The sequence below is a fragment of the Streptomyces sp. NPDC005803 genome (assembly GCF_040630435.1).
Classification (GTDB): Bacteria; Actinomycetota; Actinomycetes; order Streptomycetales; family Streptomycetaceae; genus Streptomyces.
On record NZ_JBEXXO010000003.1, the window covers coordinates 184,865 to 211,259 of the forward strand.

Annotated in this window: 30 protein-coding genes and 1 tRNA gene; 12 read left to right on the forward strand and 19 right to left on the reverse strand. The window is 69.3% G+C overall.

The annotated features are described in order from the left end of the window. Window positions 1-26 precede the first annotated feature (26 nt). Window positions 27-1,007, forward strand: coding sequence for a YafY family protein (locus tag ABZ454_RS06180; RefSeq protein WP_359536293.1), 981 nt, complete (start codon window positions 27-29; stop codon window positions 1,005-1,007). 162 nt (window positions 1,008-1,169) lie between these two features. Here the strand turns inward: ABZ454_RS06180 and ABZ454_RS06185 are convergent, their stop codons facing one another. Beyond that, window positions 1,170-2,168 carry a sigma-70 family RNA polymerase sigma factor gene (locus ABZ454_RS06185; protein WP_356317812.1) on the reverse strand — a complete coding sequence of 333 codons (999 nt, stop codon included), beginning with the start codon at window positions 2,166-2,168 and terminating at the stop codon, window positions 1,170-1,172. 147 nt (window positions 2,169-2,315) lie between these two features. Between ABZ454_RS06185 and ABZ454_RS06190 the strand changes: the two genes are divergently transcribed. Continuing rightward, the gene (locus ABZ454_RS06190) at window positions 2,316-2,870 is read left to right on the forward strand and encodes an N-acetyltransferase family protein (RefSeq protein ID WP_359536294.1); all 555 of its coding nucleotides are present in this window, start codon (window positions 2,316-2,318) and stop codon (window positions 2,868-2,870) included. A gap of 71 nt (window positions 2,871-2,941) precedes the next feature. Beyond that, on the forward strand, window positions 2,942-3,982 hold the full coding sequence (locus ABZ454_RS06195) for a questin oxidase family protein (RefSeq protein WP_359536295.1): 1,041 nt from the start codon (window positions 2,942-2,944) through the stop codon (window positions 3,980-3,982). Between the two features lie 52 nt (window positions 3,983-4,034). Here ABZ454_RS06195 and ABZ454_RS06200 read toward each other — a convergent pair whose 3' ends face one another. Next, window positions 4,035-4,817 (reverse strand): class III extradiol ring-cleavage dioxygenase, encoded by a 783-nt coding sequence (locus ABZ454_RS06200; protein WP_356317805.1) that lies wholly within the window; start codon window positions 4,815-4,817, stop codon window positions 4,035-4,037. A gap of 135 nt (window positions 4,818-4,952) precedes the next feature. Between ABZ454_RS06200 and ABZ454_RS06205 the strand changes: the two genes are divergently transcribed. Further along, on the forward strand, window positions 4,953-5,465 hold the full coding sequence (locus ABZ454_RS06205) for a MarR family transcriptional regulator (RefSeq protein WP_356317803.1): 513 nt from the start codon (window positions 4,953-4,955) through the stop codon (window positions 5,463-5,465). Window positions 5,466-5,611: 146 nt separating this feature from the next. Here ABZ454_RS06205 and ABZ454_RS06210 read toward each other — a convergent pair whose 3' ends face one another. Continuing rightward, the gene (locus ABZ454_RS06210; protein ID WP_356317801.1) at window positions 5,612-7,144 is read right to left on the reverse strand and encodes an MFS transporter; all 1,533 of its coding nucleotides are present in this window, start codon (window positions 7,142-7,144) and stop codon (window positions 5,612-5,614) included. Between the two features lie 212 nt (window positions 7,145-7,356). Further along, window positions 7,357-8,019 (reverse strand): TetR/AcrR family transcriptional regulator, encoded by a 663-nt coding sequence (locus ABZ454_RS06215; RefSeq protein ID WP_359536296.1) that lies wholly within the window; start codon window positions 8,017-8,019, stop codon window positions 7,357-7,359. A gap of 291 nt (window positions 8,020-8,310) precedes the next feature. Between ABZ454_RS06215 and ABZ454_RS06220 the strand changes: the two genes are divergently transcribed. From ABZ454_RS06220 to ABZ454_RS06230, 3 genes are all read left to right on the forward strand, one after another. After that, window positions 8,311-9,588: a M6 family metalloprotease domain-containing protein gene (locus tag ABZ454_RS06220; RefSeq protein WP_359536297.1), complete on the forward strand. Its 1,278-nt coding sequence runs from the start codon at window positions 8,311-8,313 to the stop codon at window positions 9,586-9,588. A 200-nt stretch (window positions 9,589-9,788) separates the two neighbouring features. Next, a complete protein-coding gene (locus ABZ454_RS06225; RefSeq protein ID WP_359536298.1) occupies window positions 9,789-10,412 on the forward strand; it encodes a glyoxalase in 624 nt (207 codons plus the stop codon). Between the two features lie 360 nt (window positions 10,413-10,772). Next, window positions 10,773-10,845 (forward strand) — tRNA-Arg (locus tag ABZ454_RS06230). Between the two features lie 81 nt (window positions 10,846-10,926). Here the strand turns inward: ABZ454_RS06230 and ABZ454_RS06235 are convergent. The 12 genes from ABZ454_RS06235 to ABZ454_RS06290 all read right to left on the reverse strand — a co-directional run bounded on the left by ABZ454_RS06235 (window position 10,927) and on the right by ABZ454_RS06290 (window position 17,599). Then, window positions 10,927-12,054 carry a tyrosine-type recombinase/integrase gene (locus ABZ454_RS06235; protein ID WP_359536299.1) on the reverse strand — a complete coding sequence of 376 codons (1,128 nt, stop codon included), beginning with the start codon at window positions 12,052-12,054 and terminating at the stop codon, window positions 10,927-10,929. Further along, window positions 12,054-12,266 carry an excisionase family DNA-binding protein gene (locus ABZ454_RS06240; RefSeq protein ID WP_359536300.1) on the reverse strand — a complete coding sequence of 71 codons (213 nt, stop codon included), beginning with the start codon at window positions 12,264-12,266 and terminating at the stop codon, window positions 12,054-12,056. Before ABZ454_RS06240 ends, ABZ454_RS06235 begins: the two co-directional genes overlap by 1 nt. A gap of 2 nt (window positions 12,267-12,268) precedes the next feature. Further along, window positions 12,269-13,672 (reverse strand): replication initiator protein RepSA, encoded by a 1,404-nt coding sequence (repSA, locus tag ABZ454_RS06245; protein WP_359536301.1) that lies wholly within the window; start codon window positions 13,670-13,672, stop codon window positions 12,269-12,271. A 2-nt stretch (window positions 13,673-13,674) separates the two neighbouring features. Then, a complete protein-coding gene (locus ABZ454_RS06250) occupies window positions 13,675-13,869 on the reverse strand; it encodes a hypothetical protein (RefSeq protein WP_359536302.1) in 195 nt (64 codons plus the stop codon). Window positions 13,870-13,874: 5 nt separating this feature from the next. Beyond that, window positions 13,875-14,060 carry a hypothetical protein gene (locus tag ABZ454_RS06255; RefSeq protein ID WP_359536303.1) on the reverse strand — a complete coding sequence of 62 codons (186 nt, stop codon included), beginning with the start codon at window positions 14,058-14,060 and terminating at the stop codon, window positions 13,875-13,877. Window positions 14,061-14,153: 93 nt separating this feature from the next. Next, window positions 14,154-14,489 (reverse strand): SpdD protein, encoded by a 336-nt coding sequence (locus ABZ454_RS06260; protein WP_359536304.1) that lies wholly within the window; start codon window positions 14,487-14,489, stop codon window positions 14,154-14,156. A gap of 12 nt (window positions 14,490-14,501) precedes the next feature. Further along, window positions 14,502-14,690, reverse strand: coding sequence for a mobile element transfer protein (locus ABZ454_RS06265; RefSeq protein WP_359536305.1), 189 nt, complete (start codon window positions 14,688-14,690; stop codon window positions 14,502-14,504). A 2-nt stretch (window positions 14,691-14,692) separates the two neighbouring features. Then, the gene (locus ABZ454_RS06270; RefSeq protein ID WP_359536306.1) at window positions 14,693-14,878 is read right to left on the reverse strand and encodes a hypothetical protein; all 186 of its coding nucleotides are present in this window, start codon (window positions 14,876-14,878) and stop codon (window positions 14,693-14,695) included. Window positions 14,879-14,890: 12 nt separating this feature from the next. After that, the gene (locus ABZ454_RS06275; protein WP_359536307.1) at window positions 14,891-15,568 is read right to left on the reverse strand and encodes a DUF2637 domain-containing protein; all 678 of its coding nucleotides are present in this window, start codon (window positions 15,566-15,568) and stop codon (window positions 14,891-14,893) included. A 77-nt stretch (window positions 15,569-15,645) separates the two neighbouring features. Further along, window positions 15,646-15,834: a hypothetical protein gene (locus tag ABZ454_RS06280; RefSeq protein WP_359536308.1), complete on the reverse strand. Its 189-nt coding sequence runs from the start codon at window positions 15,832-15,834 to the stop codon at window positions 15,646-15,648. An 83-nt stretch (window positions 15,835-15,917) separates the two neighbouring features. Then, entirely contained in the window at window positions 15,918-17,267 is a 1,350-nt protein-coding gene (locus ABZ454_RS06285) for an FtsK/SpoIIIE domain-containing protein (RefSeq protein ID WP_359536309.1), read from the reverse strand. A gap of 2 nt (window positions 17,268-17,269) precedes the next feature. Then, window positions 17,270-17,599, reverse strand: a complete 330-nt coding sequence (locus tag ABZ454_RS06290; RefSeq protein ID WP_359536310.1) for a hypothetical protein — start codon at window positions 17,597-17,599, stop codon at window positions 17,270-17,272. A gap of 138 nt (window positions 17,600-17,737) precedes the next feature. On the opposite strand from ABZ454_RS06290, the gene ABZ454_RS06295 reads away from it, so the two are divergent. From ABZ454_RS06295 to ABZ454_RS06305, 3 genes are all read left to right on the forward strand, one after another. Next, window positions 17,738-18,604 carry a GntR family transcriptional regulator gene (locus ABZ454_RS06295; RefSeq protein ID WP_359536311.1) on the forward strand — a complete coding sequence of 289 codons (867 nt, stop codon included), beginning with the start codon at window positions 17,738-17,740 and terminating at the stop codon, window positions 18,602-18,604. Continuing rightward, on the forward strand, window positions 18,594-19,292 hold the full coding sequence (locus ABZ454_RS06300; protein ID WP_359536312.1) for an HAD family hydrolase: 699 nt from the start codon (window positions 18,594-18,596) through the stop codon (window positions 19,290-19,292). The genes ABZ454_RS06295 and ABZ454_RS06300 overlap by 11 nt, the downstream gene beginning before the upstream one ends. Window positions 19,293-19,797: 505 nt before the next feature. Then, on the forward strand, window positions 19,798-20,400 hold the full coding sequence (locus tag ABZ454_RS06305; protein ID WP_359536313.1) for a hypothetical protein: 603 nt from the start codon (window positions 19,798-19,800) through the stop codon (window positions 20,398-20,400). A gap of 209 nt (window positions 20,401-20,609) precedes the next feature. On the opposite strand, the gene ABZ454_RS06310 is transcribed toward ABZ454_RS06305, so the two are convergent. Further along, window positions 20,610-21,062 (reverse strand): hypothetical protein, encoded by a 453-nt coding sequence (locus tag ABZ454_RS06310; RefSeq protein WP_359536314.1) that lies wholly within the window; start codon window positions 21,060-21,062, stop codon window positions 20,610-20,612. Between the two features lie 383 nt (window positions 21,063-21,445). Here ABZ454_RS06310 and ABZ454_RS06315 point away from each other — a divergent pair, with 383 nt between their 5' ends. Next, window positions 21,446-21,895, forward strand: a complete 450-nt coding sequence (locus ABZ454_RS06315) for a hypothetical protein (RefSeq protein ID WP_359536315.1) — start codon at window positions 21,446-21,448, stop codon at window positions 21,893-21,895. 132 nt (window positions 21,896-22,027) lie between these two features. Here ABZ454_RS06315 and ABZ454_RS06320 read toward each other — a convergent pair whose 3' ends face one another. Together ABZ454_RS06320 and ABZ454_RS06325 are read right to left on the reverse strand one after the other, a co-directional pair. Beyond that, entirely contained in the window at window positions 22,028-23,581 is a 1,554-nt protein-coding gene (locus tag ABZ454_RS06320; protein WP_359536316.1) for an FG-GAP-like repeat-containing protein, read from the reverse strand. 306 nt (window positions 23,582-23,887) lie between these two features. Continuing rightward, window positions 23,888-24,340: a MerR family transcriptional regulator gene (locus ABZ454_RS06325; protein WP_359536317.1), complete on the reverse strand. Its 453-nt coding sequence runs from the start codon at window positions 24,338-24,340 to the stop codon at window positions 23,888-23,890. A gap of 525 nt (window positions 24,341-24,865) precedes the next feature. Between ABZ454_RS06325 and ABZ454_RS06330 the strand changes: the two genes are divergently transcribed. Beyond that, the gene (locus ABZ454_RS06330; protein WP_359536318.1) at window positions 24,866-26,368 is read left to right on the forward strand and encodes a SulP family inorganic anion transporter; all 1,503 of its coding nucleotides are present in this window, start codon (window positions 24,866-24,868) and stop codon (window positions 26,366-26,368) included. The last annotated feature ends 27 nt before the right edge of the window (window positions 26,369-26,395 follow it).

Consider the following 26,395-nt stretch of genomic DNA (forward strand, 5'->3'; position numbering starts at 1 on the left):
CCCGATGGGCGGGCATCCTGGGTGACATGACCGACACCCCGGCACGACTGCTGAATCTGCTGTCACTGCTCCAGACGCCGCGCGAGTGGCCGGGCAGTGAACTCGCCGACCGGCTCGACGTCAGCCCGCGCACCATCCGCCGCGACATCGACCGCCTGCGCGACCTGGGCTATCCCGTCGAGGCGTCACGCGGCTCGGTCGGCGGCTACCGCCTCGTGGCCGGCACGGCGATGCCGCCGCTGCTCCTGGACGACGAGGAGGCGGTGGCCATCGCGGTGGGCCTGCGGGCCGGGGCCGGCCACGCCATCGAGGGCGTCGACGAGGCTTCCGTACGGGCGCTGGCCAAGCTGGAACAGGTGCTGCCCTCCCGGCTGCGCCACCGGGTGTCCACCCTGCAGAACGCGACGATGCCGCTGGCCCGCGGCGACGGCTCGACGATCGACCCGCGGACGCTGACCGTGATGGCGTCGGCGGTCACCGGGCGGGAGCGGCTGCGGTTCGCCTACCGCGCGGGGGACGGCGCCGAGACGAGGCGGCAGGTGGAGCCGTACCGGCTGGTGAGTACCGGGTGGCGCTGGTACCTCGTCGCGTACGACCTGGAGCGGGAGGACTGGCGCACCTTCCGGGTCGACCGGGTGAGTGACCCGTTCGCGACGGGCGCCCGTTTCACCCCGCGTGAGCTGCCGACGGGTGACGCGGCGGAGTTCCTCAGCAGTTCCATGGCGCGCAGGCAGCCGGAGCTGGCGATCGACGTGAGCTTCGCCGCCCCCGCCGACTTCGTGACCTCGCGGCTGCCCGCTTCCATCGGCCCGCTGGAGCGGACCGGCGAGCACGGCTGCCGGCTGCGGGCGGTGCTCACCGACTCGCTGGAGTGGGTGGCGCTGCGCCTGGCGCTGGTGGACTGCGAGTTCACCGTGCATCAGCCGCCGCAGCTGGTGACCCACCTGCACGAGCTGGGCGGCCGGCTCACCCGCGCGGCCGCGCCCTCGGCGGCTCCGGCCTCGTAGTCCCTCGGCGTGCCGTAGGGACCCGCTGCCAGGGGCTGTCGACCCACGGCACACGGCCGGAAAAAGGGATGAGCCCCGGCGCCAGGGGGGGTGGGCGCCGGGACTCAGCTCAGGGGGCCACCGATGTGAAGCGGCCCAATTCGGAGGTTACTGGACGCGGGCTCATGCCGCAGCGTCAAAGCCCGTGTCGTGAGCCATTCGCTTCAGTTCGAGCAGCGCGTGCTTCTCGATCTGGCGGATCCGCTCGCGGGTGAGCCCGTGCTGCTTGCCCACCTCGGTGAGGGTCCGCTCACGGCCGTCCTCGATGCCGTACCGCATACGGATGATCGAGGCGGTGCGGTGGTCGAGCTTGCCGATCAGCTCCTCCAGCTCCTCGCTGCGCAGGAGCGTCATCACGGACTGCTCGGGTGATACGGCGGAGGTGTCCTCCAGGAGATCACCGAACTGCGTGTCGCCGTCGTCGTCCACCGACATGTTCAGACTGACCGGGTCGCGGGCCCAGTCCAGGACGTCACCCACCCGTGAGGTGGTCGAGTCCAGCTCGGCGGCGATCTCGGCGTGCTCCGGGTCGCGCCCGTGTTCACGGTTGAACTCGCGCTGCACCCGGCGAATCCGGCCGAGCTCCTCCACCAGGTGAACGGGGAGCCGGATCGTGCGCGACTGGTCCGCTATGGAACGGGTGATGGCCTGCCGGATCCACCACGTCGCATACGTGGAGAACTTGAAGCCCTTGGCGTAGTCGAACTTCTCGACCGCGCGCACCAGGCCCGCGTTGCCCTCCTGGATCAGGTCGAGCAGGGGCAGCCCGGCCCGGGGATAGCGGCGGGCGACGGCAACGACGAGTCGGAGGTTGGAACGGATGAATATGTCCTTGGCGCGCTCGCCCTCGGCGACCAGCGCCTCCAGCTCCTCGCGCGAGGCCCCGCCGGCGTCGCTCTCCACTGCGCCGTCGAGCACCTGCCGCGCGAAAACGCCTGCCTCCAGGGTCTGCGACAGCTCGACCTCCTTGGCGGCATCGAGCAGCGGCGTGCGCGCGATCTCGTCCAGGTACATGCCGACCAGGTCGCGATCGGCGATCTCCCCGCCCACGGCGCGAACACTGCTTGCCCGGTTGGTCCCGCCGGTGGCGGACGAACGACGGGCGACGGCACGGGTTGCCATGCGAGCTCCCTTGCTGAGTAGGTCGCGACACCTTTTCGGGTGCCCTGCATCCGATGGAAACAACGACTGGAATCCGGACAGAATTCCCATGACCGGCGTTCACTTTCGCGATCATGCAGTACCCTGTCGCGCCACCAGGGAGGGCACATGACACCACCGGTCACGGAAGTGCAGGTCAGGGCGGGCCTCGGGAGCGATCTGGAGGCCCTCACGGACATCTACAACCATTACGTACGTGAGACCGCTCTCACATTCGACGTCACGCCCTTCACCCCGGAGCAGCGGCTGCCGTGGTTGCGCTCCCACCCCGAAGACGGCAAGCACCGGCTTCTGGTTGCTCAGGACGTCCGCAATGTGGACGAAACGAGCGGTGCGGCCCCGCGGATCCTGGGCTACGCCACCAGCAGCGCGTTCCGTCCCAAGGCCGCGTACTCCACCTCCGTCGAGGTGAGCGTGTACTGCTCCCCCGAGGCCACCGGCCGGGGCGTCGGCACCCTCCTCTACTCGGCGCTCTTCGAGGCCCTCGCCGGTGAGGACCTGCGGCGCGCGTACGCGGGCATCACCCAGCCCAACGAGTCCTCGGTCCGTCTGCACAAACGTTTCGGCTTCCACCACATCGGTACGTACACGGAGGTCGGCCGGAAGTTCGACCGGTACTGGGACGTGGCCTGGTACGAAAAACAACTGGGACCGCAGACCTAGTCCCGGCGCCCGCCCCACCCGGGACCGCAGACCGTTACCCGGCGGCGGCGCCGCGCCTACGGTGAGGCGGCATGGACCTCACGACGCACACCCCTTCCGACACGTCCGGCACGCTCGACGAGGCACTGCAGCGACTCCACACCTCAGGCCCCGAGCGGGGCGGATGGCTGAGCAACCACGCCCCGATGGCCGTCGAGGCGCTGGTGCGCCACGGCCAGGCCCCGGCGGTGCACCGGTGGCTGGACCACTACCGGGACAAGCTGGAGGACATGCCGGACCCGGTCGCCGAGGTGACCCCGGAGAACTGGCGGGAGGCGCTGGGTGATCCGCGGCGCATCGCCGACTGGGCGGTGTACTTCGAGCGGGAGACGGCCGACCGCCCCTGGCGCGACGTCCTCGCCGAGTGGTGGCCGCGGCTGCTGCCCGGCATAGCGGCCGGGGCCACGCACCCGGTCATCCGGGTCGGCCACAGCGTGCGCACGCTGCTGGGCGCACCGCAGAACGCGCCCCGCGTGACCGAGCTGGCGCACGCCCTCGGCTACTGGGCGGCCCGCCACCAGCCGCTCCCCCCGCTGTCCTCGCTCGCCCCGGCAGCCGACGCCGCCACCGCGCTGGACGCCGTGGCGCCCGTACCCGACCAGAGCGGAGGCATCCGGCACCGGCTGGACCAGCTCACCGCGTTCCCGCAGTGGCCGGGCCGGGCCGCCACCGACCCCGACACCGCGCGCGACCGCCTGCGGGAACTGGTGCGGGCCGCCACCCATCGCTACGCGACGTACGGATACGGCGCGCCGATCATGCTCGTGCACGCCGCCACCGCCCCCAACGCCGTGCTGCGCACCCTGCCCGCACTCCCCCGCGACCTGTGGGCGCCGAGCCTGGGGGCCGCCTGGGCGGCGAGCGCGGCGGTCACCGCCGCGTACTCCCCGGCGCGGCCCGCCGAGTACCCGGCCGTGTCCGGCGGCCTGTCCCCCGAGGACGTCTTCGCGCGGGCGGCCGCGCACGGCGACGACCACACCATCAAGTTCACCGACACCGCACTGGACATCGGTGACGCGACCGCACTGGCCGCCGCACTCCGGTCGGTCGAGCTGAACCCCCCGGCGCTCTGACACCCGCCCTCACTCACCTGCAGGTCCGGCCCGGCCGGTGAGGGCCCTCGCCTCAGCCGAACTGCACCGAGCGCTTGGCCAGACCCATCCAGAAGCCGTCGATCACACTGCGCGCCTGGTCCAGCTCCTGCTCCGCGGCCCCGAGCGTGACGAAGAGGGGGGCGAAGTGCTCGGTGCGCGGGTGCGCCAGCCGGCCCGCCGGCGACTTGTGCGCGAAGTCCAGCAGCGCGTCGATGTCCTGCGCCTGGAGCGCGCGGTGCCCCCAGTCGTCGAACTCCGCCGACCAGGCGGGAGTGCCGCCACCCTGGTGCCGCAGCGCGGCCAGGTTGTGGGTGAAGAAGCCGCTGCCGACGATCAGGACGCCCTCGTCGCGCAGCGGCGCGAGCTTGCGCCCGATGTCCATCAGCTTCTGCGGGTCCAGCGTCGGCATGGAGACCTGCAGCACCGGGATGTCGGCCGCCGGGAACATCTCCACCAGCGGGACGTACGCCCCGTGGTCGAGGCCCCGGTCCGGGATGTCCTGGACCGGCGTCCCGGCGCTCCGCAGCAGCTTGCGGACGCTCTCGGCCAGTGCGGGGGCACCCGGCGCGGCGTACCGCACCTGGTAGTAGTGCTCGGGAAAGCCCCAGAAGTCGTAGACCAGCGGAACCGTCTCGGTGGCACCGAGCGCGAGCGGGGCTTCCTCCCAGTGGGCGGAGACCATGAGAACAGCGGTGGGGCGCGGCAGCCCGGCGGACCAGGCCGCCAGTTCGCCGGGCCAGACGGGGTCGTCGGCCAGCGGCGGTGCGCCGTGGGAGAGATAGAGGGCGGGCATGCGCTCCGCGGTGACTGTCATGACACTCCCCATCTGCTGCTACTCAAGGTAAGTCTTCTACCGGGGTCTTCGGCAGGGACTTTTCTTTAATCTTCAAGTTCCTACCTTCGGAGACCTTAGCTCTATCTAGTTCAACTTTCAAGAAAAGGTCGTACAGTGGAGTACATGACCACGGCACCCCCCGGCGGGCCACGCTGGCTCACCGACGAAGAACAGAGCGTCTGGCGCGCGTATCTGCACGCCACGACGCTCCTGGAGGACCACCTCGACCGCCAGTTGCAGCGCGACGCCGGCATGCCGCACATCTACTACGGTCTGCTCGTCCAGCTCTCCCAGGCCCCCCGCCGCCAGAAGCGCATGACCGAACTGGCCAAGGACGCCAAGATCACCCGCTCCCGGCTCTCGCACGCGGTTGCCCGGCTGGAGAAGAGCGGCTGGGTGCGCCGCGAGGACTGCCCGTCCGACAAGCGCGGCCAGAACGCGGTCCTCACCGACGAGGGCTACGAGATGCTCCGCCGTTCGGCCCCCGGCCACGTCAGCGCCGTGCGCCAGGCGATGTTCGACCGGCTCACCCCCGAGCAGGTGCGCGCGCTCGGCGAGATCATGCAGGTCATGGCCGCCGGACTGCAGCCGGAGGGCACCGACGCGGACCTCCCCTGGCTGCGCTGACCGCCCCGCCTCCCGCACACGCCTCTGCTGCGGCTCCGTACGAACGGCTTCCGCACACGCCTCTGCCCCGGCTCCGTACGAACGGAACCGGGGCAGAGCTCGCTTCACACCGCGTCACAGGGGTCGCGGGCCTTCACGCACGGGCGTCAGTGCGCGACGACCGGGACCCTGAACTCGTCCTCGACACCCTCGGCGTCACCGGAACCGGTGCCCCCGGCCGTCGTGGTGGCCGAGGGACGGCCGGCGTTGATGAAGGTCCCCGCGATGGCGGCGGCCACCGCCAGGATGCCGACGGCCCACCAGATGGCGCCGGTGAAGCCGTGCACCATCGACTGGAGCTTCAGCAGCTCCGGGTCGGTGGCGCCGAGTGCGGCGTGCGAGGTGGCGTACGCCGTGGCGGCCGAGGCGGCGATGGTGTTGAGCAGCGCGGTGCCGATCGCACCGCCGACCTGCTGCGAGGTGTTGACCATCGCGGAGGCGACACCCGCGTCACGCGGCTCGATGCCGTGCGTGGCGAGCGACATCGCGGGCATGAACGCCGTACCCATGCCCAGACCCAGCAGGAGCTGGCCCGGCAGGATGACCGCGGCGTAGGACGTGTCGACCTCCAGCTGCGTGAGCAGCAGCATGCCGACGGCGGCGACCAGGAAGCCGGGGGCCATCAGCATGCGGGCCGGGACCCGCGTCATCAGCCGGGCGCCGATCTGCGTCGAGCCGGTGATCATGCCGACGATCATCGGCATGAAGGCGAAGCCCGTCCGGATCGGCGAGTAGCCCTGGACGACCTGCAGGTAGTACGTGAGGAACAGGAACAGGCCGAACATCGCGATGATGGCCAGACCCAGCGACAGGTAGACGCCACCGCGGTTGCGGTCCGTCACGACGCGCAGCGGGAGCAGCGGCGACTTGACCTTGGTCTCGGTCAGGACGAACGCCAGCAGCAGCACACCGGCGGCGATGAACGTTCCGATGGTCAGCGCGTCCGACCAGCCGCTGGACTCGGCGCGGGTGAATCCGTACACCAGCGAGACCAGACCCAGGGCGGACAGGACGACGCCGGGGATGTCGAGCGACGCGCGGTTACGGCTGCCGGCCGGCTCGCGGATCACGAAGTACGCACCGGCCGCGGCGACGATCGCGAACGGGATGTTGACGAAGAACGTCCAGCGCCAGTTCAGGGTCTGGGTGAGGAAACCGCCGAGGATCAGGCCGACGGCGCCACCGCCACCGGCGATCGCACCGTAGATGCCGAACGCCTTGGCGCGCTCCTTGGCGTCGGTGAACATCACCGCGAGCAGCGAGAGGGCCGCCGGGGCGAGCAGCGCGCCGAAGACACCCTGCAGGGCGCGGGAGCCGAACAGCATGCCCTGGTTCTGCGCCGCGCCGCCGAGTGCGGAGGCCAGCGCGAAACCGATCAGGCCGACGACGAAGGTGCGCTTACGGCCCCAGAGGTCGGCGATCCGGCCTCCGAAGAGCAGCAGTCCGCCGAAGGCGAGGGCGTAGGCCGTGATGACCCACTGCTTGTTGGCATCGGTGATGCCGAGGTCCGTCTGGGCGTGCGGAAGCGCGATGTTCACGATGGTGGCGTCGAGCACGACCATCAACTGGGCGAGGGCGATGAACGCCAGCGCCTTCCAGCGACTGGGGTCCGGGAGTCGGAGATCAGCTGTTTTTGACATGGGAGTAGCCACCTAAGGACGCGCGGAAGGCGCGCGGGATCGTGAACCGTGGATGCGGTGAGGGCCGGTGCGGGCCGGCGGAAGCAGAAGCGAGGGTGGAGTGAGCTGGGCTGGGCCGGGCGTGCCGGGCTCTGGTCAGGGAGAAAGTTGTGGTCGCGGCATGGCGGACCCGCGGGCGGGCGTCCGGTTCGGGAACCCGCCCGGCGCGGTGGTCAGCCGGTGCGCCGCAGGTCCTCCAAGGTCGCCGCCGTTCCGGGCAGTCGGGACCGGGCCGGAGCCTCGAGTCCGTCCAGGAACAGCTGGAGGTGACGGTGGGTGAACCGGTCGATGTTCGGACAGGCGATGCCCGGCAGCGGCCGGGTGAGCTGGGAGAGGGCGACCAGTACGTCGCCGACGGCGATGTCGGTACGCAGGCGCCCCGCGGACATGGCGCGCGCGACGAGCCCTTCGACGGCCTCTTCGAGGCGCCGGCGCTCGGCGAGCAGTTCGGGATGGTCCTTGTCGAAGCCGCCGGACAGCATCGGGCACAGGGCCCCGATGCGTTCGTCGGCCGCCGCGTGCACGAAGCGGCTGAGCGCGACGAAGGGGTCCCGCTCCTCCGCCGCGGCCTCCTCGGCGCGGTCGGTGGTGCGGGAGGTGACCGCGAGGACGACCTCGTGGGTCAGTGCGGCCCGGTCGGGGAAGTTGCGGTAGAGGGTGGCGTTGCCGACGCCCGCGCGGCGGGCGACCTCGTCGAGCGGCACCTCGGGGCCGAACTCGACGAACATCTCGCGCGCGGCCGTCACGATCCGCTCCCGGTTGCGCAGCGCGTCGGCCCGCGGGCGGGGCGTACGCGACTGCGCGGTTCCGGGTGCGGTGCGGGCGACGGTGTCCACGGCGGCGCTCCTTCTCTTCCTGGCTCTTCGGTTACGGGGTGGTTCCGGCGGCCTCCGCGTAACCGGGGACCGCCTCCCCGTTTCGCGGGGACACCGATGCAAACGGGGAAATGCTCCCCGGTTATTTCCGGGCACTCCTGTGACCTGCGTCACATCGCGCGCACCACCCGACTCTGCCGAAAAAACCCACCGATCGGCGCACCCAACGCGCGGTGCCGCACCGCCCGGCTAAGGCTGATCGGCAGAGCGCAGTCAGGGTCGGCCGGCTGCCGCGGACCCGAAGGCGCCTCTATGCAGCAGCCCCGCCACCGGATACGCAAACACCGCCACCCGGTCGTCCTCGGCGCGGCAACGGCCCTGGTCATCGCTGCCTTCGCCTCCGCCAGCAGCTCTCTCCCCCTCCCCAGCCGGGCCTCCGCCGGGCCGATGACCGCCACCCGGTCGGCCGGTCTCGGCCCGTGCCGGATATCGGCGGCCATGGGGGTGCAGATGTCGGAGGGCATGCCCACCCAGCCGGGCTACGTCCGCTCCACCGGCCAGATCCACGCGTTGAACCTGATGATCGATTTCCCGGACGCGCCGGGAAAGGGGCCGGCCACGGACCGGCTGGCGGAGTTCTTCCCGCAGACCACGGACTGGTTCCGCACCAGTTCGTACGGGCGGCTCACCTACGTGCCCGAAGCCCCGGTGAAGTCCTGGCTGCGAATGCCCCTGCCGTTCGCGGAGTACGGGATAGAGCGCGGCTCCCCGTACGAGCCGGGCTACCGCCACCTCGTCCAGGACATCGTCGCCGCCGCCGACCCGCTGGTGGACTTCACCGCATACGACCTGGTGAACATCCTGGTCACCCCGAACGCCGGGCCCTCGGCCCTGGACACCGTGCTGTCCGTGACCTTCTCGGGCAACGACGAGGCCCCGTACGCGGACGGCATCCCGCTCTCCAACGCGTCCTTCGTCTACAGCCGCCAGGACGACGGCTCGGGCTCGTACCCCCAGACCGGCTACCGCGTGCTGCCGCACGAGAACGGCCACGTCTTCGGCCTCCCCGACCTCTACACGATGGAGGGCGGGGGCTCCGTCGGGCACTGGGACATCATGTCGGAGGACTGGGGCGCCAACAACGACCTGCTGGGCTGGCACAAGTGGAAGCTCGGCTGGCTGGACAACAACCAGGTCAGCTGCGCCTCCGGGCCCGGCACCAGCGACCACGTCCTGGAACCGCTGGCCACCCACGGCGGCACCAAGCTGGCGTTCGTACCGCTGACCGCCGAAACCGGTTACGCGGTGGAGGTGCGCACCCAGGCCGGCAACGACCAGGAGGTGTGCCGGCCGGGCGTGCTGATCTACAAGGTGAGCTCGGACGTCGACACCGGTCAGGGGCCGGTGTCCGTCACGGACAGCACCAGGGACAGCAGCGGCTGCACCCGGCTGCCCAACGTGCACGCCGAACTCTCCGACGCCCCGTTCCAGCCCGGCCAGACCTTCATCGACCGGACCAACGGGGTGCGCATCTCGGTGGTCGAGAAGGGCTCCAAGGGGGACTACCGCGTACGCGTCACGCGCCTGTGACCGCCCGGCCTCCCCCGCCCAGGCACCCCACGACTGTCACCCCACCGGCCGGGACAGACCGGCCGGGATCCCACTTCCCGGGCTCCACCGCCCGGGATCCCACCGTCCCGGACTCCACCGTCCCGGGCTCACCGACCGCCGTACCGAACCGGTCAGGAATCAAGAAGCACCCCAGCAGGCCCGCAATTAGCGTGAAGCACATGACCTCCATCGAATCCCTCACCCTCGAGGTGGCCGACACCGCGGCCGCCCACCGCTTCTACACCACCCTCGGCCTGGACTCCCGGGTAGGCCTGCGCAGCTCGGACGCGCCCACCACCGGATTCCGCGGATTCTCGCTGTCGCTCACCATGTCCCAGCCGGCCGACGTCCGCGGCTTCGTCGACGCCGCTCTGGACGCCGGCGCCACCTCGCTGAAGCCGGCCTCGAAGTCGTTCTGGGGCTACGGCGGCGTCGTCCAGGCCCCGGACGGAACGATCTGGAAGATCGCGACATCGGCGAAGAAGGACACGGCCCCCGCCACCGGCCGGATCGACCAGATGGTCCTTCTCCTGGGCGCTGCGAGCGTGACCGCCAGCAAGCGCTTCTACGTGGAGCGCGGCCTCACCGTCGCCAAGAGCTTCGGCAGCAAGTACGTGGAGTTCGACACCCAGGGCAGCCCCGTCAAGCTCGCTCTGTACGGGCGCCGCGCCCTCGCCAAGGACGTCGGCGTCCCGGTCGACGGCACCGGCTCGCACCGCCTCGCCGTCGTGGGCGACGCCGGCGCCTTCACCGACCCGGACGGTTTCGGCTGGGAACCCGCGTCCCTGACGTCGGCACCGTGATCCACCCGGCTGAGGGGCCGAGCCCCGCGCCAGGGGAAGCCGGCTCAGCCGTACGACTCGGACGAAGCCCCCGAGCATCGTCGCGGGGCATGGTGGGAGGGCCACCGCACCGCGCACATCACTTCGCAGCCCAGCAGGCGTGGTCCGAAGGCGAAACGGCACTCAGCAGTAACGGGGGCGACCTGCGCAATCCCCATCCGCTAGGCTGTCAGCGGTCAGTCGACCTTCAGGGCACCTGCCCGGGCAACGGTCCCTCCGGACCCCACCCGACACCGCCCCGTGGGAAGCCTGACCAGGGCGCTCGTCTCCCGCCGCCCGGCATGCCCCACTGGGGTCCCCGGCCGGCTTCGGACAAGCCCCGCCTTCGTAGCTCAGGGGATAGAGCACCGCTCTCCTAAAGCGGGTGTCGCAGGTTCGAATCCTGCCGGGGGCACAGCATTAAGGGCCAGTTCCGAGGCTTGATCCTCTCGAACTGGCCCTTTCGCATGATCGCGCCCGTGCCACGGGCGTGCCACTACGTCTCGGTATCTCCCTGCTGCTTGCGGATCATCGCCCCCAGCCGGTCAGCGATGGCGCGGTCCCGGTCGGCGGTCATGTGCTGATAGATCAGTGCCGCACGCGCCGTGCTGTGCCCCATGCGCGTCATCAGTTCACGCGTGCTCGCCGTCGCAGCGACGAGGTTGTTCCCCGTGTGCCGTAGATCGTGGAAGTGGACGTCCGTAGAGATGCCCGCAGCCTTGCGCGCCTTGATCCAGTCGTCCCGGAAGTTGCTGCGCCGCAGCTGTCCGCCCTGGGGGCCGAGGAAGATGTGGCCGTCGCGACCGGCACCCGCGTAGCGCTCCAGGTGCTCGATGACGTCGGGCAGGATTTCGTCCGGGAAGGCGACGGGGCGGACGCCGGCCGCCGACTTCGGAGCCTTATCGAAGAGCTTGCCGTTCTGCATCTCGGCCTGAGCGCGCTGCACCAGGACCACGCGCCCGGCGGTATCGATGTCGCGGCGGCGTAGAGAGGCCAGCTCACCGAAGCGCAGCGTGGTGAACGCGGCGAGCAGGACGAGCAGCCGGTACCGGGGAGCGATGGCGTCGGCAGCCGCGTACACCTCAGCCACGGTCAACACAGGCCGCTCGGGCACGTCGTAGCGGTCTGCGCCCTTGACCCGACAGGGGTTACGACGGATCAGTTCGTCATCAACCGCCGTGTTCATGATCGCTCGGAGGACCTGATAAGCCTTGACGACCGTCGGCTCCCCCACTCCGGCCGCGAGCAGCTTTCCGCGCCAGGCCCGGACGCGGGACGTGGTCACATCGGCCAGAGATCCGGATCCAAACGTCGGCGTGATGTGCAGCCGGATGACTGCCTCGTTCCGTTCCCTGCTGCGGTCGGCGAGCTTGCGGTCCCGAAGCCAGGCATCGGCGTACTCGGTGAAGGGGACGGCACCCTTGTCCGGATCTTCCCACTGACCGCGCGAGATGTCCGCCTCGATGTGGGTCAGCGCGAGGTCTGCGTCTGTCTTGGTCGCGTAGGTCTGCTCGGCACTGCGGAGCTGCCCCGTCGCAGGGTCACGGTATCGAGCCTGCCAGCGGCCGGACCGCAGTTGCCGGACGGAGCCGAAGCGCCGGCGGTTCCCCTTCTTGTTGGCCATCAGGCAGCCCTCCGTAGTCCGGCTCGCCGGGTCGTCACCGGTTCCACCGTGTTGGCCATGACGAAGGCCGCTACGGCGGTCTCGGGGATACGGACGTGTCGGCCGACCTTGACGAAGGTGATCCGGCGTTCCTCGATCAGCCGCCGGGGGAAGCGCACGGTTGTGCCGAGTCGGTCAGCGACTTGTTCCACGGTCAGCAGGTGGTCGGCCATGCTCACCACTCCCCTTCTGTGAATGCTTCGAGTTCGGCACGTGCTTCGCGGGCGGTGTCGCGGTTGTGTTGGATGTCGCGGTGGATGTTGGCGGCGAGCCAGGATTCGCCGGGGGTGTGGCCGTGGCCGGCGTAGGCCCAGTGCGCGAGCGTGAGGGTGGTTGCCTCGGGGTGGTCGTCCGGATCGGGTAGGCCGAGCGCTTCGCGTTGTTGGGCGGCCCGGTAGTCGGCGCGGACCTGGCGGAGGGCACCGAGGGTGGTGGAGTAGCGGCGGGATTTGGTGGAGAAGTGGCCGCGGAAGCCGAGCATGTGGGCCCAGTCGCGGAGCTTGCGGTCGGGGTAGGCGTGGTGGAGGTCCAGGCACGCTTCGATCAGCCGCCGCGGGTGGTCGGGGACGTCGAGGAGGATCAGCGCTTCCGTGTTGCCGATCCGGTGGTCCACGGTCCCGGTCGTCTCGGCCGCCTTGGTGGCGTATTTGGCGACGTAGGAGGCCACGGCTTGCTCGGTGAGGTCTTCGCCGTTGCCGAACGCGCCGATGGGCTGGACGTCGAGCTGTGTGCCCCAGCGCAGTACCCAAGGGGTGATGAATCCGGCTTCCTCGTTCGCGGGCACGGTGACTTCGACCCGGGCGGCAGCCGCACGAATCGCGTCGTCGAGCAGGTCGAGGGTGGCCCAGGCCGGCGGGGGTGAGTCCGGGCCGTCGGGTCCGTCGAAGCGGATCACGGCATGGAAGTGGACCGCGCCGCGCTTTTGGTACTCCGCGACTTTCCCGAAGGAGAGCCGGGACTGTTCGCGGGCGGCTTTCTGGGTGAGGCCGGCGCGGCGGGCGATTTCGCGGCGGAGGTAGATCGTGAAGTAGCGCCACAGGTCGGAGGCGTGGTTGTTCCAGAGCACCGCACTGGCGTAGTCGTACCGTGCCGGGTCGAGCGGGGTGCCGAGTTCGGGGGCGTTGTCGTGGTGGTGGGTGCCGCAGCGGCAGGGCCGGTTCCCGGGCCGGTTGTGGACCGCACCGAACGACGGGGCGGTGAGCGTCGCGAAGACCCGCGGGTGATCCCGGATCGTGTGCGGAGTGCCTTTGTCCGGGTCGCCGGTGAGGCCGGCGCGGATGAGGTGGTAGGTGTCGCCGGCGTAGGTCCAGGCGCAGGCGGGGCAGCGGGAGGCGCGGCGGTTGCCGCAGGCGATGCGTAACCGGCCGCCGGGCTCGGTGTCGGTCGTGTAGTGGTGGAGCAGGGTGCCGGTGGCCCGGTCGGTGGTCTTGGTTGCGCCGGTGAGGTGGATGGGTTGTGCGCATCCTCCGGTGCGGCGGATCTGTTCGTTCCAGCGGTCGAAGCCGGTGGACCCGGCCACCCTCAGCACGTCGGCGAGGGTGGTCGGGTCCAGGCCCGCCGCGGTGGCGGTGTTGGTCATGGTCAGCGTCCCGTGCGGTTGTGGGCGGGCCCGTGGTTGGTCGTGTAGCCCTCCACCAGGGCGCGGACCGCGGTGTCACCGGTCGCGGTGGCCGAAGCACCGCAGTGGCACACGGCCGATCCGGTGGCGGGGCTGTTGGGGGACGGCTTGCTGATGTGCAGGCCGGGGCGGTCCGGGGTCGGGGTCAGGTCGGCCATCGCAGTCACTTCCCGGCGCGGGCGTAGGCGCGGACGGGGGTGGTGGCGTGGCCGACGCCGCGGCAGGCGGGGCAGTGGGCGGTGATGGTGTGCCGCTCGCCGTCCGGGGTGGTCTGGCCGGTGGTGATGGCGACCTGGGGGAAGCCGTCGCAGTGGCCGCAGATCGGCCGGGGCAGGGTGTTCTCGGGCATGATGGGATCTCCCTTTCGGGTCCGTTGGATCAGGAAGTGGGTTGGGCGCCCGGGGCGGCGGAAACTTGGCGGTTGAGGCCGCCCCGGGGGCTGCTAGCGCTGCTGATGATTGTTGAGCAGGGAGCGCAGGACGACCGCGCAGATCGCGACGGATGCGGCGGTGATCGCGATCGCGAGGAGCATCGAGACCAGGACCGCACCGACCACGAGGACCACGGCGGTTCCGCCGGCGACAGCTACGGCGAGGGTGCCGGGGGTGAGCTGCACCGTGGACCGGGTCGCCGGAGCAGGCATCGAGGCCGGGGCGGTGGTGGCGGGGGTGTGGTGGCAGTCGCACGCCGGCGGGTGCACGAGGCCGGTGAGCGGTCGGACGAGGGACTGACCGGCAGTGGGGGCGGTGTCCGGGGTCGGGTATTTCGGGGTGAACATGGCTTGCTCCTCTCAGGCGTTGCAGCGGTGGGTTTTGGCGGCGAGTTCGGCGGCGGCACGGCCGTGGTAGTCGGCGGAGAAGTTGCAGCCGGGGGCGGTGCAAGCGGCCGTGTGCTTCGTGCGGCCCCGCCCGTCGTAGTGCGTGCCGACCCGCACGGGGCCGATACGAACCACGTCGGTGAAGCGGTTCGGGCGCGGCATGATCAGCCCTGCTTCCTGTGGTTGGGGCCGAGCCACTCGGCACGGATGCGGTCGGCTTCGACCGGGTCAGTGGTGCGGTCGGCGGCCTCCTCCACGAGGAGCCGGGCCAGCGTCGGGCGGCCGCTCTCGACCATCTCGCGTGCGGCGCTGAGGAACTCGGAGACGCTGGTAAATCGGTGCATGGCCATGTCGGTTGCCTTTCAGGTGAGTTGGGCTGTGATGGCGTCAGCGAGCGGGGCAGGAACGCCGAGGCGAGCGCGCAGAGTCTCGGTGTCGATGCGGTTGCCGGTGGTGGCGTGGTGCGTGTTTGCGAGCTTCCGGGCGTGATCGAGCAGTGCCGGAGGAACCGCGGCCGTTGTGGCTGGCACCGGAGTTGGAGCGGCAGCGGGTGGAAGTTCGGGGGCCGGTTCCGCGACCGGTTCGGGTGCGCGCTCGACCGTGACGTCTGGGACCGGTTCGGGGTGCGGGGCGGTGAGCGGTGCGGTGACCGGGGCCGGTTCACCTTCGGCCGGGACACTTGCGGGGGTGTGGGCGAGGAGCGTTCCGCCGAGGAAGGCGAGGGCGGGCCAGCCGGCGACAAGGATGCGGAGCCAGGCCGGGACGTCGCCGAGGTCGAGCATTCCGGCGGTCGCAATGTTCGCGCCCAACGATGCGGTCAGGGCGATGACGAACCAGACCCAGGCCGGGCGGTTGTCGGCGTGGGTCCGCATCCGGCGCCATGCGGCGACCAGGAGCAGGTCCACGCTGATCGGATAGGCCCAAGCCTTCCAGCCGTCCTGGCCGGCCGCCTCAGCCAGGTCATGCAGATGCGAGAACGACAGCGCACCGGCGATGACCGCCTGGACCAGCACGGCATCCAAGCGGATGGTTCGGAACATGGTCTTCACCTCCAATCTGGGGTGGTGCCGGGGCCGGGCGGGATGTGGTGTTCACCGCCCAGCACCCGGAGCAGGGGTCAGGCGTTCGGGTCGGTGCCGGAGCCGAAGCAGTTGAGGCAGAGGCCGTCCTGCTGGCCGACCGGGCGGCGCTTGCGACCGACCCGCACCGTGGTCGGGACGTTTCCGGTCCCACCGCACGGCTTGCAGTCGCCGGGCTCGGCAGAGGGTTGGGGTGTGGGTTTGGTGGTCCGTTTCGTGGTGGCCATGGCGGTGGTTCCTTTCGGTTCCGGGCATGGGCGGGGTAGGGACCTGGCGCGAGACGGTCACGCCAACCGGGAGTTCGGGGGTGTTACTCGGTGACCGGGCGCGGCTTGGCCAGCGGCGCAGCCGGGGCCGGGGTGGTGCGGACGACCGGGCGGAACGGGGCCAGAGCGGCGATGTCCGGGGTCATGTGCGCGTAGTCGCGGCAGATTGCGACCGCTTCGGCGGCGGTCATTTCGGGGGTGCGGATGCGGGACCAGCCGCCGGAGGAGTCGCCGGCCACCGCCACACCGGGACGGTCCGGCGCAATCGTGGTCACGGCGAAGACCGCGTCCGGGGCGATGTCGCCCAGGCCCATATCGGCGGTCTGTTTGTCGTTGACGCGGTGCACCACGCGGCCGGTGAGCTGGGCGCGGAGCATCGTGGCACCCTTGCCGAGTTCGGAACCGAAGCGCTGGCCGCAAACCTCCAGATAGATGCCGACCGCGCGGGCCATCTGCGCGAGACGGACCAGGCGCATCACCATCTGATCGCGCCGTTCCTCATCCTTCTTGACCGCGGTCAGGAACAGTTCGGCCACCTCGTCGACCAGGACGACCAGCGGCACCGGCCGCACCTTGGCCGGCAGGTCCCACAGGTCGGAGACGCCGTGGGAGCTCAGGGCGTCGAAGCGCTCTTCCATCTCCCGGACCAGGACTTCCAGCAGGCTGGAGGCTTCATCCGGGGTGGTAGCCAGCGCGGAGAGCCGAGGGGCGAAGCCGCGCTGTTCCACACCGCGCTTGCAGTCGATCCCGACCAGGCCGACCGGGAGTTTCGCGAGACCGGTGATCAGGTTGCGCTGGAACATCGACTTACCCGACTGATTCGCGCCCAGCGTCAGGCCATGCGGGATCTTCTTGTAGTCCCGCACGAACGCCGTACCGTCCTCCCGCAACGCCACCGGCACCACCATGGGGCCGACCAGCTTCCGGGGCAGCCGGCGCGGCATCTTCACTCGCCGCAGGACGTCGTACCCGGTCATGCGGAGTTCGACGAAGCCGGGTTTGACCTCCACCACGTGGACGGAGTGGACGCCCCAGGCGTGCCGCAGCCGTTCCGAGGCCGCAGCCACGTCCGCGGGCTCCAAACCGGCAGGGAGGCGGAGTATCGCCCGCATCCCCGTCGAGGAGCCGCGGACCCGGCGAACCTTCGGCGGTACCGGCTGCACATCCTGGCGACGGGCCACGTTGCGAACCATGAACGCCCGCAGCCTGGACGGCTGAACCGTCAGCCCACACACATCCATCGTCGACCGGTACGTAGCCGCGAACCGAACCCGGGCGACCGGCAAGCCCACCAGCGACCAGAACACCCGCGGTGCGCGAGCCTTCGCGTAACCGAGGCCGCCGACAGCCGATAAGGCCCCCGCAGCTTCGATCATCATGGTCAGGTCCGGCATGGTCAGACACCTGCCGTGATCGCTACCGCGCGGAAGCTGATCCCGTGCCGGGTCTGCCCGTTGAACGTGTTCTCCCAGTCCCGCGCCTTGAGCCCAACCACCGTGACCGGCGTACCCGGGGCCAGGCCCTCCGGGACACCCGTGCTCGGAACGGTCACCTGGTACAGGTTGCCCTCCCCCTCGTCCGAGATCAGCAGGCCCACGGTCGCCAGCGGAGCACCGGTCTCCCGGTCCATCGCGATCTCACCGGTCTGCTTACTCACGAGCTTCGGAGTCGGAGGCGTCGCGACAAACACGACAGCGGTCGAAACATCAATCTTGAACGACGGCATGAGGTTCTCCCCAAAGCGAGGTGGCTGACTTGGCTAGCCTTGATGGCTACATGACCAACGTACACAGCCTGGCTAGTCAGGTCAACACCTGACTGTCCTGGCTGCCTCAATGCCCGTTCAACGGCGTAGCATCGCTGCATGACCTTCACTCCCGAGCCCCTGGACCCTGACGACGACCGACCGCCCTATGAGCAGGTGGCCAGCAGCCTGGGGGCAGCCATTCGGACGCGGCGGCTCGGGCCCGGCGAAAAGCTGCCGTCTCACAAGGAACTAACGGAGCTGTACGGCTTCGCCCGAGCCACCATCCAGCGCGCGCTGAGGGACCTTGAAGACGAAGGCTTGGTGGTGTCGCGCAAGGGAAGCGGCGTGTTCGTTCGAAACCGAACCGAGAGGCCTGCAGGGCTACGGCCTTACGTCGAGCAAGCGTTCTCCAGCAGCGCCGTAACCATCGACTTTGCCGGATTCTCCAGCGAGACCCTGCACGGCGCACTGCAAGAACCGATGGACAAGATCCGAGTCGGCAGACTGACTCCATCGAGCATCACTGTTCGCATACTCGTCCCGGACATGGCCGTCGCGCAGGCCGCCCCAGTACGCCGCGAAGACTGCGGCGATGACGAACGTCTGCGCGCCCGGATGCACGACATCATGGTTGGGTACGCCCGCAGCATCCGAGACTCGATGGCGGAACTGAGCCACCTCGGCTTGGTGCCCGAAACGCGCGTCGACGTGCGTGTTCACAGCGGAACGCAGTTCTTCAAGCTGTACGTCATCAACCAGGAAGATGCCTTCTTCGGCTACTACCCGATCAAGCCCAACAAGGTCGTAGCCCAGGGCGAAGCCATCGAGATCTACGACTTGGTCGGGAAGGACACGGTCCTCTTCCACCACTCCATCAACGACAGCGAGTCGTCGAGCGGGACGCAGCAGGTCCAGCAGGCCAGCATGTGGTTCGACAGTGTGTGGGAGACCATCGCGAGGGAGTTCGACCTTGATGGACACTGAAGCCCTGAGTGCCGTATTGGTCAACGCCGATGCAGTCCTGTTCGACTTCGACGGTCCAATCTGCGATGTGTTCGCTGGTCACCCCGCGGCAGAAGTTGCACGGAACCTGGCCCTGCTCGCAGCCAGTAGTGAACCGGCCCTGAGCAGGAAGCTAAGTGGCATCGATGATCCTCTGGAAGTCCTGCGGCTCACACATGAGGCCGATGCAGCGATCGGGCTACAGGTCGAACACGCTCTCACCGCGGCCGAGGTCGAAGCGGTCAGAGTCGCGGGTGCCCCGACCCCGGGAGCAGTCGCATCGCTCGAAGCCGTCCGAGCAGCGAGGCGGAAAATCGCGGTGGTGAGCAACAACTCTGCCGAGTGCGTTCGTTCATTCCTTGATCAGCATGGGCTAGCAGGACATGTGCTGGCCATTGTTGGCCGCCCCAAGGCGCACCCCGAACTCATGAAGCCCAACCCGCATTCACTCATCACGGCCGCTGAACGCCTGGGAGTGGACACCACTTTGTGCACTCTGATCGGCGACTCACTGACAGACATCCAGGCTGCACATGCGGTGGGCAGCACGGCGATCGGCTACGCCAACAAGTCACGCAAGCGCCAGGTGTTCGCCGAAGCAAGAGCCGAAGCGATCACCGAGTCCATGCAGGCCATTGCCGACGCGATCCGCCCTCACGCGAGCAACTGACGGCCCCGCTTCCCACGGAGTTGTTACAGGTTTCTCTACCTCATCAAGGCACCCGGCTGCGCTCCGCTCCGCCGGGCGCGCTTCCCGGCTCTGGCTGCGCCCGCGCTCCTGCCTCCGGCCCGCTCGGCGCTGCCGCCGCCGACGCGCGCCCACAACTGGATAGGCCCGGGGGCATGAGACGAGAACCAAGCCCGCGGCTTCAAGAGGATGCCTCCGGCGGGGGCGCTCAGACTCCGGGATGGACGGGGCACCGTTCGCGAGTGCCGGCCGGAGCGGGGCGAGCGTCTTGGAGCTCCCATCCCGACCACCTTCGACCCAGGCAGAGCCGAGCAGTCGCGGCCCAGGGCGTCAAGGTCGTTCGTACAGTGGCGCGCTCCACCTTGACGCCCTGAACCACGACCGCTCCACGACGTGTGGGCCGAAGGCGGACGGGATGGGAGCCGGGGTAAGTGGTGGGTCGGGCTATTTGGGTGTCTGTAGGGGGTATTTCGTGCAACATGCTTTCATGGACCTTGACTCGATTGCCACTGTTGGGCCGCTTCTGACAGCGGGTGCAGCGCTCATCGTTGGTGGCGTCACTCGGTGGACGCAGCGAGGAGTGGCACGGGATCGGATTCGGTGGGAGGGAAGGCTAAAGGTAGCCAAGTTCGATGTCCCGCGATTCGAGATCACTCTCAAATACTTCATCGAGGCTGCCGATGCCGGGAACCGTTACATGGCGGCGCTCGGGGACATAGATGCGACCGACTTCAAGCAGCGTGAAGCGTACGTCTTTGCGATCTTGGAACCGATCGGCCGAGCCCGAGTTGAGTCCCACGCTTTGCCTGACTTCCAAGGCATTGATGAGGTCAAAGCCTCGATCAAGAGGCTTGAGCGGCTCGTCAGAGTCCCGGAGAGTCACGATGATCTGTTTGAGACTTGGGATCCTAAGGGCATTGGGGAAGCCATCACCCTGCTGAGCAAGGGGCGCAAGGCGTACATCCGCGAGGTCACGCGACCAGAGGTCTCAGCATGGCGCAGGCTTGTGTCACGACGCAGGACAGCCACCTCATCGGCATCGCCGAATGAGCTGTCAACCGGGGCGACGAACCCTGACATCAGTACCTGAAACCTACGGGCACGGAAAGGTGCGATTGAGGCCGTATGCCAGCCGACCATCAACGTAGGCAGGGGCCTCGTAAACCGGCGTCGACAGTGCTCACTGACTGATCTGACAAGGGTGGGGCCAGATCGCAAAGCCTGCATCGAGCTTGGTGCGCCGTCGCACTGATACGGCGCACCATCGACCTGACTAGGTCATTGAGACTCCGCTGACCGTCACAGTTGACGTCGGAGGTCACCCAGGGTGTCTTTAGCCCACTTGTCGAGTTCCGCCGCATACCTGGCTTGGTTCGTCACGGTGGTTACACTCCGCTCTGGAGACTGATCCTCATCCGTGGTCGCTCCGAGTACCAGGCCCGCGTTCCCCGTGACGAGCCGAAGCCCATGACGAAGCACTCCATCGGTGACCAGGTGCGACAACTCATCGACCCGTTCTGATGCTGGCCGCAAGCCGGACGCCTCCAGCCAAGCTTCATCTCGGTAGCTGAGAGTGACATCGTGTGCGACATCGAGAATCTTGCCGAGCAAGCCCACGAGCTCTTCTGGTGGCCCGAATCTGCGGCGGCGGTTCATCCTGTGCTGATTCCAGGCAGCCCACATACCAGCAGGCCCACCGATGGCTCCAACAATCCCGCCCGTCGCACTGAGCCAGTCAGTGGTGCTCGACATCTGCCCCTCCCCAGTAACGGATGTTCACGATTGGCGCGTGATCGCAGTCCCGTACATGATGCTCTACGCGCTCACCTGAGGGCCAAAAAACTGGCGCCGAGCTGGGCTGGCATCCAAAGCTACGGATCAGCTCTTCCCGTGCCACAACCGCGCCAGATCGGGCGGGGCCTCACGGGGAGCAGCGGCTACGGACAGGGACCGCAATCAACAGACGGCGAAGTCGGTAAGCCGCAGGTCAGCCCCCAACTCGCCCCACCTCGCTCCTAAAGCGGGTGTCGCAGGTTCGAATCCTGCCGGGGGCACAAGCGAAGAAGACCACCCCTCAACATTGAGGGGTGGTCTTTCATGTGTGTGCGCCCTGTCGAAACCGCTGGAGGTGGAGCGTGTCGCGTTCCCAGCGGACCGCAGTGGTCCTCCTTGCCGTGGCTCTCGCGCTCACCGCCTGCGGCAGGATCTGGAACCGGCCGCCGCCCGAGGGCGAATCGGTCGTGCTGAAGCCGGCTGAACTCATCACTACATGGACCGACGCCGACGGCGGCACCCTGACGCTGAAGCCAGATGGGACGTTCACCGCCGAAGACGTATGCGGCGACTGGATGGGCGCCTCGGACTTGAACTGGACAGGGCCCCGGTCGGGCTCCGGCACCTGGAAGGACGACTCCGGCAACGCGGGGACCGCCGTCCGGTTGTCGTTCGACACCAAAGGCCCCCAGGGGGATGAGGTGGGAGACGTCCTTGATGCCCTGCGGCATGGAAAGACTCTGATGCTCTGGACCCCTGTGGGCGACGCAGACAACGACGAACCCCCCTGCCTTCTGACGGGGAATGCCTAGCGGCTGACGGCGGCGATCGCTTGAGCTCTGGCCCGCTTCGTCCTCGAAGCAACCGAGGACGCAGCGCCAAGGGCCAGTTCAGAGGGTTTCTCCTCCGAACTGGCCCTTTCCGCAAGGGGATGCGGCCCGCGCTCAGCTCAGCGCGTTGTACGTGTTCCAGCCCTCACCGATCCTGATGCGCCCGGCGAACGGAGCGGAGGCTTTGCCCGTCCCCGCGTACAGCCACAACGCACCCGCGCCGTCACGGCCCATCAGGTCCGCCCGGCCATCACCCGTCAGGTCCCCGACCGACGACAGCGCGTTGTACGTGCCCCAACCCCCGCCGACCCTGACCCGACCGGCAAACGGAGCCGACGCCTTACCCGTCCCCGCGTACAGCCACAACACACCCGCGCCGTCACGGCCCACCAGATCCGCCCGGCCATCACCCGTCAGATCCCCCACCGCCGACAGCGCGTTGTACGTGCCCCAACCCCCGCCGACCCTGACCCGACCGGCAAACGGAGCCGACGCCTTACCCGTCCCCGCGTACAGCCACAACACACCCGCGCCGTCACGGCCCACCAGATCCGCCCGGCCATCACCCGTCAGATCCCCCACCGCCGACAGCGCGTTGTACGTGCCCCAACCCCCGCCGACCCTGACCCGACCGGCGAACGGAGCCGACGCCTTGCCCGTCCCCGCGTACAGCCACAACACACCCGCGCCGTCACGGCCCACCAGATCCGCCCGGCCATCACCCGTCAGGTCTCTTCCGGGGCTGGTGGTGCGGGTGGGGATGACCCAGGCAGGGCGTCCGTCGCCCTGGACGTCGGCGCCGGTGAGCGCTGTGCCCGGGCCACCGGCAGTGGTGGCGGAATGGACCGTCAGCCGCATCTCCGTGCCGCCGGCGAGGTAGGCCAGCTTGGTTCCGTCGGGCGACCACGACGGGTAGATCACCCCGCCGGGATCGTTGGTGATCTGGGTTTCCCGGCCGCTGGCCAGGTCGCGTACGAACACCTGGGGCCCCGCCGACGCCTGCCGGACGAAGGCGAGCTCGGTGCCGTCCGGCGAGTACGCGGGCTGGAGGCCCGAGGTGAGCAGGGTGGGCGTACCGCCTTGGCGGGGGTCGTAGACCGAGATGGTGCTGCCGTGCAGGAAGGCCAGCGTGCCGTTCGGCGCGACCGAGGGCTGGCCGTCGAAGACGTACGGCTGGTCGGGCAGCACGTAGCCGAGACCGCTGCCGTCGAGGTTGACCTTCATCAGCCGCAGGCGGTCGTGCCCGGGCATGGCCTGGAAGCCCAGGTAGAGCATGTCACTGTCCGGGCCCCAGGCCAGCTCCTTCAGCCATCCGTCGGGGTCCTGGACATCCATGGCGACAGGACGTGCTCCGCTGCCGTCGGGGCCTGCGACCCAGATGTCCGCGTACCCGTCCTCGCTGATGAACGCCAGGTGCCGCCCGTCGGGCGAGAAGACCGGGTTGGAGTACTTGGCGTGCGGCAGTCCGTCACCGGTCGGGACCAGGAGCCGGCGGTCGGTGCCGTCGGCGTTCATCGACACCAGCGAATGCGTCAGCATGCCGTCGACCGTCGTCTCTTCCGAGTAGACGACGCGCTGCTGCGGCTCCGCCGCCTGCGCCCCGGTCGCGGCCTGCCCGACGCCTGCCCCTCCCAGCGCGAGCACGGCCGCGGCGGTGCTCGTGCTCACCCACCGGCGTAGAACGAATCGTGTACGCATGATCCCCCCAGGATCGCCATGACGGCGGTGCCACTGCGCTCCGCGGGGCTCCGGCCGTCCGAGAACCGAACCCTACTCGGCAGGTCGGACACCGTTCGACCGGTCACTCGGCGGAGCGGGGGGCGGCGATGCATCTCGCTCGCCCCGCGCGGTCTGGTGAACGAGCGGTGGCGCGGGGGGCTTTGCGGACGCTCCCGAGACGGGGGGGTGGGGTGAGGTGAGGTGCATGGCCGGGCGGGCCGGCCGGCGGGGCCGCGCGGGGACTCGATCCGGCGTCTAGCGGACCGGGGAGGGCTCTGCCCGGACCGTCGGGTGTTCCGGGGCGGGCAGGGATGCGGGCTGCTCCAAGCGGGAGCGGAGGGTGGCGGAGAAGTCTTCTGCGCGGGCCAGTTGGACGCGCAGCTTGTCGACCTGCTCGGTGGCGGCCTGCTCGTACTCCCGCACCCGCGCCAGCAGCCCCTCCCGCTCGGCGGCGTCGAGGGCGTCGTCGTCGTCCAGGCGGTCGGTGACGGACAGGAGGTTGCGCATCTGGTCGAGGGTGAAGCCGAGCGGCTTCATCCGGCGGATGACCATGAGCCGCTGCACATCGCTCTCGGTGTAGAGGCGGAAGCCGCCCTGGGAGCGCGCGGACGGGGTGACCAGGCCGGTTTCCTCGTAGTGCCGGATGGTGCGCAGGGACAGCTCCGTCCGCGCGGCGACTTCGCCGATCTGCATGTGCTTGTCGTCCACGCCCGTGCTCCCTGGCCCTTCTCGTCGGTCGGTGGGCCGCACCCCCGGCACGACCCCACCCATCCCTACTCTAACGTTAAGGTAGAGTTAGTGCTGACGAGGGCGGCTCGCGCTGCCCCGCAGTGCCGTGTCGGGGCCGGTGTCGCCCCCGGCCAGAACCCGAAGACCTCACGGCCGCACGGCTGAAATGCCAGTTGGAAAGCTGACTGGAAGGCCGGCTGGAGGGCTGGAAGGCCATCCGAAGTTGCTGGGGCCCGAGGCCCGAAGACCCGATTTTCGCAGGAGAGAGCGTGCGCGAGCCCCTGACGCCCACCGCCGCCCCCTGCCCGCCATGACTTCTCGCGCCAGGACGTGAGCGCGTCCGGACGCGTGCTTCGGCACCGCCCCGCGCTCCGTCCCCACGCACGTCCGGCCCGCCTCCGGCGGGTCATCCGCGGGGTGCCGACCGGGCCTCTCCGCGTCCTCCCGCGCACGTCCGCCTCCCCCGGAGCGGGGCGTGCCCGAGCCCGACAGGTTTCTTCTCCCTTGTCCTCTTCCGTTGTGTCTCCCGCCGCGCGGCTGCGCGGCCTGCGCCCCGACTGGCTGAACGATCCGAAGGTCTGGCGCACCGAGGTCCTCGCGGGCCTCGTCGTCGCTCTCGCGCTGATCCCCGAGGCGATCTCGTTCTCGATCATCGCCGGGGTCGACCCGGCGATCGGCCTGTTCGCCTCGTTCACCATGGCCGTGACGATCTCGATCGTCGGCGGCCGGCGGGCGATGATCTCCGCCGCGACCGGCGCTGTCGCCCTGGTGATCGCACCCCTGAACCGCGAGCACGGCTTCGGGTACCTCATCGCGACCGTGATCCTGGCCGGCGCCTTCCAGATCGCGCTCGGGTCCCTCGGCGTGGCCAAGCTGATGCGGTTCGTCCCGCGCAGCGTGATGGTCGGCTTCGTCAACTCCCTGGCGATCCTGATCTTCATGGCCCAGGTCCCGGAGATGCATGACGTGCCCTGGGCCGTCTACCCGCTGATCATCGGCGGCCTCGCCCTGATGGTGTTCTTCCCGAAGGTCACCAAGGTCATCCCGGCCCCCCTCGTCTCCATCGTCGTCCTCACCGTGATCACCGTCGCCGCCGGGATCGCGGTGCCGACCGTCGGTGACAAGGGCGACCTGCCCTCATCCCTGCCGACGCCGGGCCTGCCGGACGTGCCGTTCACCCTGGACACCCTGACCACCATCGCCCCCTACGCCCTCGCCATGGCGCTGGTCGGCCTGATGGAGTCGCTGATGACCGCCAAGCTGGTCGACGACATCACCGACACCCACTCCTCCAAGACCCGCGAGTCCATCGGACAGGGCATCGCCAACATCGTCACCGGCTTCTTCGGCGGCATGGGCGGCTGCGCCATGATCGGCCAGACCATGATCAACGTGAAGGTCTCCGGCGCCCGCACCCGCCTGTCCACCTTCCTGGCCGGCGCCTTCCTCATGGTGCTGTGCATCGTCTTCGGTCCAGTCGTCTCCGACATCCCGATGGCCGCGCTGGTCGCGGTGATGGTGCTGGTCTCCTTCGGCACCTTCGACTGGCACTCCATCGCCCCCAGGACCCTCCGGCGCATGCCCGCCGGCGAGATCACCGTCATGGTCATCACCGTCGCCTGCGTGGTCGCCACCAGCAACCTCGCCATCGGCGTCGTCGTCGGCTCGGTCACGGCGATGGTCATCTTCGCCAAGCGCGTCGCCCACCTTGCGAACGTCAGCGCCGTCACCGACCCCGACGGGGGGCGCGTCGTCTACGCGGTCACCGGCGAACTCTTCTTCGCCTCGTCCAATGACCTCGTCGGCCAGTTCGACTACGCCGGCGACCCGGAGAAGGTCGTCATCGATCTGTCCGCCGCGCACGTCTGGGACGCCTCGTCGGTGGCCGCCCTGGACGCCATCGAGACCAAATACGCCGAGCGCGGCAAGACGGTGGAGATCATCGGCCTGAACGACCCCAGCGCCGATCTGCACGGCAAGCTCACGGGCGAACTCACCAGTCACTAGCCCACGCCCCTGAGCCCGGGAACCGCG